The sequence below is a fragment of the Rathayibacter sp. SD072 genome, assembly GCF_017355185.1.
GTDB lineage: Bacteria > Actinomycetota > Actinomycetes > Actinomycetales > Microbacteriaceae > Rathayibacter.
The window spans coordinates 13,159-25,577 of the sequence record NZ_JADILJ010000020.1; the positions used below are offsets into that span (position 1 = coordinate 13,159).

Genomic DNA, 12,419 nt, shown 5'->3' on the forward strand with positions numbered 1-12,419 from the left:
GACTCCGATCAGCGTCCGCCGGCGCGGCGCTTGTTGTAGACGTCGAAGGCGACCGCGAGCAGGAGCACGAGGCCCTTGACCGCCTGCTGCCACTCGATGCCGATGCCCATGATCGACATGCCGTTGTTCAGGACGCCGATGATCAGACCACCGAGGATCGCGCCGCCGATGGTGCCGACGCCGCCCTGGACCGCCGCGCCGCCGATGAAGGCGGCCGAGATGGCCTCGAGCTCGAAGCCGTCTCCGGCCTTCGGGCCCGCGAGGTTCAGGCGGGCGGTGAAGACGAGTCCGGCAAGCGCCGCGAGGACGCCCATGTTGACGAACAGCCAGAAGGTGACGTTGCGCGTCTTGATGCCCGAGAGCTCCGCGGCGTGCAGGTTGCCGCCGATGGCGTAGACGTGGCGGCCGAAGACCGAGCGGTTCATCACGACGCCGTAGACCAGCACCAGCACGGCCAGCACGATCAGGGTCACCGGGATGCCCTTGAAGGTGGAGAGCGCGAAGGCGAAGGCGCCGATGACGAGCGCGACGAGGACGAGCTTGGTGACGAACCAGGCGCCCGGCTCGACGCTCTGGTTGTACTTCTGGCGGCCGCGGCGGGTGCGCAGCGACTGCACGGCGAAGGCGATGATGGCCAGCGCGCCGACTCCGAGCGACAGCGGGTCGAGTGCGGTCTCGCCGAACAGGTCGGTGAGGAAGCCGTTGCCCAGCGCGCGGTACTCGATCGGGAACGAGCCGATGTTCGCGTTGCCGAGGACGACGAGCGCGAGACCGCGGAAGATCAGCATGCCCGCCAAGGTCACGATGAACGCGGGTATCCCCACGTACGCGATCCAGAAGCCCTGCCAGGCGCCGACGAGGGCGCCGATGCCGAGCGACAGGATGATCGACAGCCACCACGGGAGACCCATGTTCACCGCGAAGACGCCCGAGACCGCTCCGACGAACGCGGCGACCGAGCCGACCGAGAGGTCGATGTGCCCGGCCACGATGACCATCACCATGCCGATGGCGAGGATCAGGATGTAGCCGTTCTGGACGATCAGGTTGGAGATGTTCTGCGGGCGCAGGAGGATCCCCTCGGTCATGATCTGGAACAGCAGCACCACCACGATGAGGGCGATGAAGATGCCGTTCTTGCCGAGGTCGCCCAGCACGTGGCTGAGGCGCTTCGTGAACGCGTTCTCGGTGGGGTTCACCTGCGCACCCGCCGCCGTGGGCGGGGTGTTCTGCAGATCGGTCATCGTTGCTTCTCCTGGGTCATGAGGGTGAGGACCGCCTCGGGGGTCGCCTCGGCGATGGGCAGCTCGCCCGTGATGCGGCCTTCCGACAGCGCGTACACGCGGTCGCAGATGCCGAGGAGCTCGGGGAGCTCGGAGGAGATGACGATGATCCCCTTACCCGCGGCCGCGAGCTTGTTGATGATGGTGTAGATCTCGTACTTCGCTCCCACGTCGATGCCGCGGGTGGGCTCGTCGAGGATCAGGACGTCGGGGTCGGAGTAGATCCACTTCGACAGGACGACCTTCTGCTGGTTGCCGCCCGAGAGCTTGCCGGTCTTGGCGAGCACGGTCGGCGACTTGATGTTCATGCTGCCGCGGTACTCGTTGGCGACCTCGAACTCGCGGTTGTCGTCGACGAGTCCGCCCTTCGACACCTTCTCGAGGGAGGCCAGCGAGATGTTCCGCTTGATGTCGTCGATGAGGTTGAGGCCGTAGTGCTTGCGGTCCTCCGTGGCGTAGGCGAGCCCGTGGGCGATCGCCTCCGACACGGTGCGCATCTTGATCTCCTTGCCGGCCTTGAAGACCTGGCCCGAGATGCGGCTGCCGTAGGAGCGGCCGAAGAGGCTCATCGCGAACTCGGTGCGCCCGGCGCCCATGAGGCCGGCGATGCCGACGATCTCGCCGCGGTGCACCGTGAGGTTCACCTTGTCGACCATGACGCGCGTCGGGTCCTGCGGGTGGTGGGCGGTCCAGTCCACGACGCGGAGGATCTCCTCGCCGATGTGCGGGGTGTGGTCCGGGTACCGGTGGTCGAGGTCGCGCCCGACCATGTCCTTGATGATCCGGTCCTCGGTCACGTCGTCGTGCGCGATCGTCTCGATCGTCTTGCCGTCGCGGATGACCGTGACGGTGTCCGCGATCTTCTTGATCTCGTTCAGCTTGTGGCTGATGATCAGCGACGTGATGCCCTGCTCCTTGAGGTGCAGGATCAGGTCGAGCAGGTGGTCCGAGTCCTCGTCGTTGAGCGCCGCGGTGGGCTCGTCGAGGATGAGCAGCTTGACCCGCTTGGAGAGCGCCTTGGCGATCTCGACGAGCTGCTGCTTGCCGACTCCGATCTCCTGGATCTTCGTCGTCGGGTTCTCCTTCAGACCCACCCGGGCGAGCAGCGCGGCCGCCTCCTGGTTGGTCTTGTTCCAGTCGATCAGCCCCGCGAAGCCGCGGACCTCGTTGCCGAGGAAGATGTTCTCGGCGATCGAGAGGTAGGGGCTGAGGGCCAGCTCCTGGTGGATGATGACGATGCCCTTGGCCTCCGAGTCGCGGATGCTGCCGAACTGCATCACGTCGCCCTCGAAGACGATGTCGCCCTCGTACGTCCCGTGCGGGTAGACCCCGGACAGGACCTTCATCAGCGTCGACTTGCCGGCGCCGTTCTCGCCGCAGATCGCGTGCACCTCGCCGCGCGCGGCGTTCAGGGTCACGTCCTGCAGCGCTTTGACGCCCGGGAACGTCTTGGTGATCCCGCGCATCTCGAGAATGTTGGTGCTCACTACGCCTCACTCCTTCAGGGAGCCGGGCCCCCTCTCGGGGACCCGGCTCGGATCTCTCAGTACCGACTCGCGACCTGCGCCCTCGGGCGCCGATCCGGTCACGGCCCCTCGGGGGAGGCCCGGCTCGCTTCCACCCCTCCTAATGAGAGGAGTGGACACGGCAGCGCCCCCTCGAGGAGGCGGCCGCGTCGCTCTTTCTCTTCCCTCAGGAAGTGATCGCGGGTCTCGGTGCGGTGAGCTGCAAGGCGGAGAAGGAAGCGATGGTGGAACCATCGCGCCCGCCGACAACGCCGCAGATCGCCGTACCGAGGCCCGCGATGCGACTAGCCGTTGATCTCGGCGTCGGTGTAGTAGCCGCCGTCGACCAGGACCGACTCGATGTCGTCCTTGGTCACGATGACCGGCTCGAGCAGGTACGACGGGACGATCTTCTCGCCGTTGTCGTAGGTCTCGGTGTCGTTGACCTCGGGCTCGGAGCCCTCGAGGACGGCCTGCGCCATGAGCACGGCCTCCTTGGCGAGCTCGCGGGTGTCCTTGTAGATCGTGGCGTACTGCTCGCCCGAGATGATCGCCTTGACGGAGTCGAGCTCGGCGTCCTGACCGGTGATGACCGGGAAGTCGGTGCCCACGGTGTAGCCGGCGTCGGTGAGGGCCGAGATGATGCCGCGGCTCAGGCCGTCGTAGGGCGAGAGGACGCCCTGGACCTTGGATCCGTCGGAGTACGTCTTGGTCAGGATGTCCTCCATGCGGCTCTGGGCGACCTCGGGGTCCCAGCGCAGCGTGGCGACGGTGTTGAACTCGGTCTCGTCGCTCGCGACGACGAGGGTTCCGTCGTCGAGGAAGGGCTTGAGGGTCTCCATCGCGCCGTTGAAGAAGAACGTGGCGTTGTTGTCGTCGGGGCTTCCGGCGAACAGCTCGATGTTGAACGGACCGGCGGGCGCGTCGGCCACGGGGGCTCCGGTCAGGTCGGTGAGGCCCAGGCCCGCGAGGAGCGAGGTGGCCTGCTGCACGCCGACCTTGAAGTTGTCGAAGGTCGCGTAGTAGTCGACGTTCTCCGAGTCGCGGATCAGGCGGTCGTAGGCGATGACCGGGATGTCGTTCGCGGCCGCCTCCTCGAGCACGCTCGTGAGGGTGGTGCCGTCGATCGAGGCGACGATCAGGGCCTTGGCGCCCTTGGTGATCATGTTCTCGAGCTGCGAGACCTGGGTGGGGATGTCGTCCTCTGCGTACTGCAGGTCGACCTCGTAGCCGGCCTCCTCGAGCTGCGACTTGACGTTGTCGCCGTCGGCGATCCAGCGCTCGGAGGACTTCGTCGGCATCGCGACGCCGACGAGTCCGCCTTCGCCACCGCCTTCGCCGCTGCCCGAGTCGCCGCCGCTGGAGCAGGCCGCGAGGGAGAGGATCATCGCTCCGCCGGCGAGGCCGGCGAGGAGGGAGCGCTTCATAGTGGTCACTGTGATTCCTTCGTCATTGAATGCAGTGGGAGTGGCCGCTCCCGGGTGCGGGGCGGGATGTGAGCGCTCATGTGAGCGATCACATGGAGTGATGCTAGACCCGCGGATCGCTTTCGTGTAACCGGGTTTGTTGCGACTCGGTAACGGCGCGCCCGGAGGGACGCTCCGCGACGGTCACTCGTCGCAGGGTGCGGGGCACCGAGGTCGACCCGCGGACGACCAGCTGCGGGGCGATCGGAGGTGCCGACTCCGGCCGCTCGCCCTCGATCAGGCTCAGCAGCGTCGCCATGCAGCGGCGGCCGAGCTCCGCGAAGTCCTGGCGCACGCTGGTCAGCGGCGGCCAGTAGAACGCGGCCTCGGGGATGTCGTCGTAGCCGATGACGCTGACGTCCTCCGGCACGCGAATGCCGCGCTCGTGGAACGCGCTCAGCAGACCCAGCGCCATCTGGTCGTTCGCCGCGAAGACGGCCGTGAAGTCGAGGAAGCGCGAGAGCTCGAGTCCGACGCGGTGGCCGCGCTCGGCGCTCCAGTCGCCCAGCAGCGGCGGCCTCATCGCCACGTTCCGGTCATCGAGCTCGGCGAGGAACCCGCGCATCCGCGCCTCCGCCTCGATCCAGTCCTGGGGGCCGGCGAGGTGCACGATCTCGGTGTGGCCGAGGTCGATCAGGTGCGCGGTCGCCAGGCGGGCCCCCGCCATCTGGTCGACGTAGAGCGCGTCGTCGCGCGAGTCGTCCGAGGTCTGCAGGGTCACGTGCGGGATGCGCAGGGCGGCTCCGGACAGGATGTCGAAGACCCGGATCTGCGGCGCGATGACCACGAGACCCTCGACGGCCTGGTTCAGCAGGTGGCGGATCCCGGCCTGGATCGACTCGCCGTCGGTGCCGTCGACGTTGGCCGTGACGACGAGGTAGCCGGCGTCCCGGGCGGCCACCTCGATCGCCTGGATGCTCGAGGCGGGCCCGTACTGCAGGCTCTGCGAGGAGAGCACCCCGATGGTCCTGGTGCGGCTGGTGACCAGTGCCCGCGCGGCGAGGTTGGGGCGGTAGTCGAGCTCGGCCATCACCTCGAGGACGCGCCGCTTGGTCTCGGCGCGCAGGCTCGGGTGGTCGTTCAGGACGCGCGAGACGGTCTGGTGCGACACCCCGGCGGCGCGCGCGACGTCGTAGATGCTGGGAGCCCGGGGCGCGGGCTTGTCTTCCGGCATCGGGGCACCGTGGCTCTCTGTGATCGGGCGGCGCCCTCTCGCAGGGACCGTCCGAGCCCGCGTCAGCGCGGGACCCGCCCGTCCGCGGGCGCGTGTGAGCACACCTTACGTCGCTCGGGGCCCCGGAGTGCTCGCCCGCAGCACCACGGAGGTCGCCACGGGGTCGGCGGGGGCGTCGTCGTCGCCCAGCGCGACGGCCAGCGAGCGCTCGCCGAGCTCGCGCAGCGGGACGGCCACGGTGGTGAGCGCGGGATGCACGTCGCGCACCGTCGGGATGTCGTCGAACCCGGCGACCCCGACGTCGACTCCGGGTTCCAGGCCCGCTTCGCGCAGGGCGGAGGAGACCCCCATCGCCATCACGTCGCTGACGGCGAAGACGAGGTCGATCTCGTCGCGGTGCGCGGCGAGGAGCGCCCGCGCGCCGTCGAAGCCGCCGTCGCGCGAGAACGGCGCCTCGACGACGAGCTCGTCGGCGAGCGAGAGGCCGTGGGCCTCGAGGCCCTCGCGGAACCCCTGGACGCGGTCGTGGGAGGTGAGGATCGCGGGGCTGCCCGAGACCACTCCGAAGCGCCGGTAGCCCTGCTCGACGAGCGCCTCGGCCAGCGCTCGCGCGCCCGCGCGGTTGTCGAGCACCACGGTGGGGAAGGGCAGGCCGCCCTGGCTGATCAGCACGACGCGGCCGCCCGCGTCCTCGAAGGAGCGCAGCTCGGCGACGAGGGCCTCGCGCTCGTCCTCGCCGGCGAAGCGGCTGCCGGCCAGGATCATGACGCGAGGCCTCGCACCACGCAGCGCGCGCACGACGGCGAGCTCGCGGGCCGGGTCGCGGCCGGTGACGGCCATCGTGACGACGAGCCCGAGCTCCTCCGCCGCGCCGGCGACCCCCGAGGCGATGGTCGAGAAGTACGGGTCGGCGATGTCGCTGACGATGAGGGCGACCGTGCTGGTCGAGCCCTTCGCGACGGCCTGGGCCGAGAGGTTGGGGGAGTAGCCGAGCCGCTGAGCCGCCGCGAGGACGCGGACGCGGTACTCCTCGGCGACCTTGCGCTGACTGCCGTTGAGCGACCGGGAGGCGGTGGCGAGCGAGACGCCCGCCTCGCGCGCGACGTCGTGGAGGGTCACTCCGGAGCTGCGTCCTGATCGTGCCGGCACGGGCGCGTCCCTTCGGTCCCGGACATTCTGGCACAGGGGGTGCGCGCGGGACCGGAGCGGTGGCCGTGCGCCGAGGGAACCCCGGACCGTCGAGACCGCCCGGTGCGGCGGGCTCCCTCGACGGTCCGGGGTTCCCTCGATGCGCGGCGGGTACCGTGGACGGATGCGCCTGATCCTCATCCGCCACGGCCAGACGCCCTCGAACGTCGCCGGGCTCCTCGACACCCGCATCCCCGGCCCCGGGCTCACGGAGCTCGGGCGCACGCAGGCCGAGCTGCTCCCCGAGACGCTCGCGGGCGAGGGGATCGGCGCGATCTACGTCTCGACGATGCGCCGCACGCACGAGACGGCGGCTCCGCTCGCGGCCGCCCTCGGGCTCGAGCCGATCGAGCGCGACGGGATCCGCGAGATCGCGGCGGCCGGTCTCGAGATGCGCGGCGACGAGGCGGCGGTGACCGAGTACATGGACACCGTGTTCCGCTGGGCGGGCGGCGAGACGGGGCTGCGGCTGGCGGGCGGCGAGACGGGCGAGGAGTTCGCGGCGCGGTACGACTCCGTCGTCGCCGAGGCCGAGGCCTCGGGCCTTCGAACGGTCGCGCTGGTCAGCCACGGCGCCGCGATCCGCGGCTGGGCCGGGCTGCGGGCGAAGGACCTCGGCGCCCGGTTCATCGCCGATCATCTGCTCGACAACACGGGCGTCGTGGTGCTCGAGGGAGGCGGCTCGGACTGGGTGCTCGAGTCGTGGCAGGGCGAGCCCGTGAGTGGGGTCGGAGCGGCCGCTCCGTCCGGTCCGGCGGGGGACACGACGGCCTGATCCGGAGTGACGGTCGGTTTTCCGGAGATGGTCGCGTAACGATCGTGCAACGACAGGGAATGCCTGTTGATCAGGAGTTCTCCGCGCTCGGCGTCCCTGCTGAGGGATGCCGCGACCCCCTCTCGAATAGTCGGACATTTGCCGGATCGGGGCTCCGCGGCTACCGTGGACGGCGGTCTTCGAGACCCCGATGAACCGGTCCGCGCCCGTGCCCCGTCCCCTGTGACGGCGAGCCGCGAGCGTACGGTCAGCGGGAGCGGAGGCGGCCCCGAGGCCGCCTCGGACTCACCCCGATCGCCTCCGTCCCCCGGCCGCTCCTCGCGGCGGGCAGCACGCGGAGGCCCGCGTCGGGCGGTCCCACGCGCCCCGACCCGGCACCACGAGATGACAGAGCGCGGGATCCGTCCTGCGCCCCGACGGAGCGTACGTGCAGCAGAACCAGAACGACATCAGCGAGCCCGCGGGCGGAGGGGTCCTGGAGGACCTCGCCGTTCCCGCCCTCGAAGCGAGAGGCCTCTTCAAGGTCTTCGGCAGGCGTCCCGCGGAGGTGGTCGAGCGGCTGCGGGCGGGTGCCGATCGCGGCGACCTCGCCTCCTCCGGGACCGCGGCCGTGATCGACGCCTCGTTCGCGGTGCGCCGCGGCGAGATCTTCGTCGTGATGGGCCTCTCGGGCTCGGGCAAGTCCACGCTCATCCGCATGCTGAACGGCCTCCAGGAGCCGTCGGCGGGCGAGGTCCTGATCGACGGATCGAGCATCACGGGGGTGTCCGACGCCGAGCTGCGGCGCGTCCGCCGCGCCTCCGTCTCGATGGTGTTCCAGCACTTCGCGCTGCTGCCGCACCGCACGGTGCTCGAGAACGTCGCCTACCCGCTCGAGATCCAGGGCGTGCCGGCGGCCGAGCGGCGCGAGCGCGCACTGCTCGCCGTCGAGCGCGCCGGACTCGCCGGCTGGCACGAGAAGACGCCCGGCGAGCTCTCCGGAGGCATGCGCCAGCGCGTCGGACTCGCCCGCGCCCTGGCCGCCGATACCGGCATCGTCCTGATGGACGAGGCGTTCTCGGCGCTCGACCCGCTCATCCGGCGCGAGATGCAGGAGCAGCTGATCGAGCTGCAGCAGGAGCTCGGGAAGACGATCGTCTTCATCACGCACGACCTCAACGAGGCGATGCTCCTCGGCGACCGGATCGCGGTCATGCGCGACGGCCGCATCGTGCAGATCGGCACTCCGGAGGAGATCCTCACCGATCCGGCGACCGACTACGTCGCGCAGTTCGTGCAGGACGTCGACCGCGCCCGCGTGCTGACCGCGGCCGCCGTGATGGAGCCGCCCCGCTCCGTCGTCACCCTCGCCGCCGGACCGCGTGCGGCGCTGCGCGGAATGCGCGACCTGCAGACCTCGGCGGCCTTCGTCGTCGGGACCGGCCGCCGACTCCTGGGCACCGTGCGCGACCGCGACGTGATGGAGCAGGTGCGCCGCAGCGACTCCGACCTCGCGGCCGTCGTCACCTCGGACGTGGTCACCGTGTCGCCGGACACCCCGCTCAGCGAGATCATCGAGCCCGCCGTCGAGTCGGAGCTGCCCGTCGCGGTGGTCGACGGGCGCGGACGCCTGCTCGGCGCGATCCCGCGGGTCACGCTCCTGGCCGCGCTGGGCGACGTCGACCCGCGCACCGGCGAGCAGCCGGTGATCGAGCCGCCCGCGACGATCCCGACCGAGATCGTCACGGCGACGCTGCGCGCGACGGGCGGCCCCGTCGACGACTCCGTCCTCGCGAGCGAAGGAGGCGTCCGATGATCCGCCTGCCTCTGGGCGACGCCGTCGAGAGCGGCATCGACGCCCTGACGAGCACCTTCCAGCCCGTCTTCGACGTGATCAGGACCGTCTTCGGAGCGCTCTACGACGGCGTGGACGTCGTGCTCGCCACTCCGCCGTTCTGGGTGATCATCGCGTTCCTCGCGGTGCTCGCCTACGCCGCGCGCGGCTGGGGCCTCGCGATCGGCACCGCGGTGGGGCTGCTGGTCATCGTGAGCGTGGACCAGTGGGAGAACGCGATGGACTCGCTCGCGCTGGTGCTCGTCGCCTCCGTGATCGCCATCGCCGTGAGCGTGCCGCTGGGCGTGCTCGCCGCGCGCAACCGGACGGCGTCGACGATCATCCGCCCGGTCCTCGATCTGATGCAGACGATGCCGGCGTTCGTGTACCTGATCCCGGCGCTGATCTTCTTCCGCGTCGGAGTCGTGCCGGGCATCGTCGCGACCATCGTGTTCGCGATGGCGCCGGGAGTGCGCCTGACCGAGCTGGGGATCCGGGGCGTCGACCCCGAGCTCGTCGAGGCGGGCGAGGCGTTCGGCTCGTCCAGATGGCGGATCCTGCGCCAGATCCAGCTGCCGCTGGCGCTGCCCTCGATCCTCGCCGGGCTGAACCAGGTGATCATGCTCGCGCTCTCGATGGTCGTCATCGCGGGCATCGTCGGCGCGGGCGGCCTGGGCGGCGACGTCGTCGCGAGCCTCAACCGGATCGACGTGGCGCTGGGCTTCGAGGCGGGCATCTCGGTGGTGATCCTCGCGATCGTGCTGGACCGGATGACGGGGGCGCTGGGGAAGCCCTCGCCCGCGCGAGCCGCCCGGGCCGGGAACCGCCGCGCCGTCGTGCTCACCCGCTCCGCCGTCGCCGCGGTGTCGGTCGCGGTCGTCGCCTCCCTCGGCGCGTCGGCCGTCGCCGGGCCGGCGAGCACCGCCTCCGTCGACAACGGCGACCGCACCGACGTGAGCCTGGCCGTCTTCCAGGGCTGGGACGAGGGCATCGCCGTGTCGGCGCTCTGGGGCGCGGTGCTCGAGGAGCAGGGCTACGACGTCGAGCTCTCGGACATCGACGTGGCGCCGGGCTTCGCAGGGCTCGCCGCCGGGAGCTTCGACCTGGCGCTGGACACCTGGCTGCCGACGACCCACGGCAGCTACCTCGAGCGCTACGGCGACGACCTCGTCGACCTGGGCGCGTGGAACGACGAGGCGAAGCTGACCATCGCGGTGAACGAGGACGCTCCGATCGACACGCTCGAGGAGCTCGCCGCGAATCCGGACGTCGTCGGGAACCGCCTCGTCGGCATCGAGCCGGGGTCGGGGCTGAACACCGTCACGACCGAGGACGTCATCCCGGGGTACGGCCTCGAGGGGATGGAGTACCTGACCTCGTCGACGCCGGCGATGCTGCAGGAGCTCGAGACCGCGACGGCGAACGGCGAGGACATCGCCGTGACGCTCTGGCGCCCGCACTGGGCGTACGACGCGTTCCCGGTGAAGGACCTCGACGACCCGGAGGGGCTGCTCGGCGAGGCGGAGGACATCCACTCGTTCGGCTCGAGCTCGTTCGAGAGCGACTTCCCGACGCTGAGCAGCTGGATGCGCGACTTCCGGATGGACTCCGAGACGCTCTACTCGCTCGAGAACGCGCTGTTCAACGACGGCGCCGACGACCGCGACGCGGCGCTCGCGGCCTGGATGGACGAGAACCGCGGGTACGTCGACTCGATGACGAGCTGACCTCGACTGCTCCCGCGAGAGGCCGCTCCGGTACGCGACACGCCGTCGAAGGCGTACCGGAACGGCATCTCGCGGACGGCGTCAGGCGCGGGCCGCCGCGTACTGCGCGCGGATCGCGGGGCGGTGGTCGGCCGCCGGCTCGGCGACCGAGGTGACCTCCCACTCCGGGCGCGAACCCGTGAGTGCCCACGCGGCCTGCACGGCGGCGCCGTCGGCCACGTACTCGCCGGGGGTCGGCACCACGACGGGAACGTCGAACACCTGCGAGGCGGCCAGCTGCACGGCGCGGTTCTGCGCCGCTCCGCCGATCAGCAGGACGCGGTGCGCGACCACTCCGAGTCCGCGCACCGCGTCGAGGCCGTCGGCGAGCCCGCAGAGCATGCCCTCGATCGCCGCGCGGGCGAGGTTCGACCGCGTGGTCGAGGCGATGGTCATGCCGTGCAGGCTCGCGGTCGCGTCGGGCAGGTTCGGGGTGCGCTCGCCCTCGAAGTAGGGAACGAGGACGAGTCCGTCGGCACCCGGCTCCGCCTGCAGCGCGAGTTCGGCGAACTCGTCGAAGCCGGCGCCGAGCAGGGCGGCGGTCGAGGACAGCACGCGGGCGGCGTTGAGCGTCGCGACGAGCGGCAGGAATCGGCCGCTCGCGTCGGCGAAGCCGGCGACGGTCCCGGAGGGGTCGCGCACCGGGTCCTCGGTCACCGCGAACACGGTGCCGCTGGTGCCGATGCTGACGACCACGTCGCCGGGTCCCGCGCCGAGACCGAGGGCGGCGCCGGCGTTGTCACCGGCGCCGGGACCGACCACGAGGCCCTCCGCCGTCCGTCCGGCCTCCTCCGACGGGCCGAGCACCCGGGGGAGCCGCGGACGGTGGCCGAGCGCGTGCTCGAGCAGCTCGAGGTCGTAGCCGTCGGCGCCCCAGTACGACGTGCCGGAGGCGTCGGAGCGGTCGGTGGTCAGGGCGTCGAGATCGACGCCGCGGGGCGATCCGGGGCCGAAGCCGAGCAGTCGCCAGGTCAGCCAGTCGTGGGGGAGGGCGACGGCCGCGACCCGCGCCGCGTTCTCGGGTTCGGCGTCGCGCAGCCAGCGGAGCTTCGTGGCCGTGAAGGAGGCGACCGGGACCGTGCCCGTGCGGCGCGCCCACTCCTCCGCGCCGAGCTCGGCGACCAGCGCCTCGGCGGCACCGGCGCTGCGGGTGTCGTTCCAGAGCAGTGCGGGGCGGATCACCTCGCCGTCGGCGTCGAGCACGACCATGCCGTGCTGCTGCCCGCCGATCGAGATCGCGGCGACGTCGGCGAGTCCGCCGGCGTCCGCGATCGCCTCGGTCAGAGCGTCCCACCAGGCCGAGGGGTGCACCTCGGTGCCGTCGGGGTGGCTCGCGCGGCCGGTGCGGACGACCGCTCCGCTCTCGAGGTCGCGCACGACCACCTTGCAGCTCTGGGTCGACGAGTCGACTCCTGCGACCAGCGTCATCGCCGTGTCCGTTCCTCCCGC

At 71.1% G+C, this 12,419-nt stretch carries 9 protein-coding genes; 3 read left to right on the forward strand and 6 right to left on the reverse strand.

Annotated elements, in window-relative coordinates; translation table 11 throughout:
- Positions 1–8 precede the first annotated feature (8 nt).
- The 5 genes from mmsB to IOC53_RS09790 form a co-directional block, all read right to left on the reverse strand.
- On the reverse strand, positions 9–1,244 hold the full coding sequence (gene mmsB, locus IOC53_RS09770) for a multiple monosaccharide ABC transporter permease (protein ID WP_207405216.1): 1,236 nt from the start codon (positions 1,242–1,244) through the stop codon (positions 9–11).
- Positions 1,241–2,770: a multiple monosaccharide ABC transporter ATP-binding protein gene (mmsA, locus tag IOC53_RS09775; RefSeq protein WP_207405218.1), complete on the reverse strand. Its 1,530-nt coding sequence runs from the start codon at positions 2,768–2,770 to the stop codon at positions 1,241–1,243. Before mmsA ends, mmsB begins: the two co-directional genes overlap by 4 nt.
- 323 nt (positions 2,771–3,093) lie before the next feature.
- Positions 3,094–4,215, reverse strand: a complete 1,122-nt coding sequence (gene chvE, locus IOC53_RS09780; RefSeq protein WP_242683162.1) for a multiple monosaccharide ABC transporter substrate-binding protein — start codon at positions 4,213–4,215, stop codon at positions 3,094–3,096.
- 103 nt (positions 4,216–4,318) lie between these two features.
- Complete coding sequence (locus IOC53_RS09785) at positions 4,319–5,428, reverse strand: LacI family DNA-binding transcriptional regulator (protein ID WP_207405220.1); 1,110 nt, start codon at positions 5,426–5,428, stop codon at positions 4,319–4,321.
- Between the two features lie 105 nt (positions 5,429–5,533).
- Entirely contained in the window at positions 5,534–6,577 is a 1,044-nt protein-coding gene (locus IOC53_RS09790) for a LacI family DNA-binding transcriptional regulator (RefSeq protein ID WP_307786141.1), read from the reverse strand.
- Positions 6,578–6,740: 163 nt separating this feature from the next.
- On the opposite strand from IOC53_RS09790, the gene IOC53_RS09795 reads away from it, so the two are divergent.
- The 3 genes from IOC53_RS09795 (at position 6,741) to IOC53_RS19465 (ending at position 10,931) form a co-directional block, all read left to right on the forward strand.
- Complete coding sequence (locus tag IOC53_RS09795) at positions 6,741–7,391, forward strand: histidine phosphatase family protein (RefSeq protein ID WP_207405224.1); 651 nt, start codon at positions 6,741–6,743, stop codon at positions 7,389–7,391.
- A gap of 427 nt (positions 7,392–7,818) precedes the next feature.
- Complete coding sequence (locus tag IOC53_RS09800) at positions 7,819–9,186, forward strand: glycine betaine/L-proline ABC transporter ATP-binding protein (RefSeq protein WP_374070610.1); 1,368 nt, start codon at positions 7,819–7,821, stop codon at positions 9,184–9,186.
- A complete protein-coding gene (locus IOC53_RS19465) occupies positions 9,183–10,931 on the forward strand; it encodes an ABC transporter permease/substrate binding protein (protein ID WP_207405226.1) in 1,749 nt (582 codons plus the stop codon). Before IOC53_RS09800 ends, IOC53_RS19465 begins: the two co-directional genes overlap by 4 nt.
- A gap of 81 nt (positions 10,932–11,012) precedes the next feature.
- Here IOC53_RS19465 and xylB read toward each other — a convergent pair whose 3' ends face one another.
- Positions 11,013–12,398: a xylulokinase gene (xylB, locus tag IOC53_RS09810; protein WP_207405228.1), complete on the reverse strand. Its 1,386-nt coding sequence runs from the start codon at positions 12,396–12,398 to the stop codon at positions 11,013–11,015.
- Between the last annotated feature and the right edge of the window lie 21 nt (positions 12,399–12,419).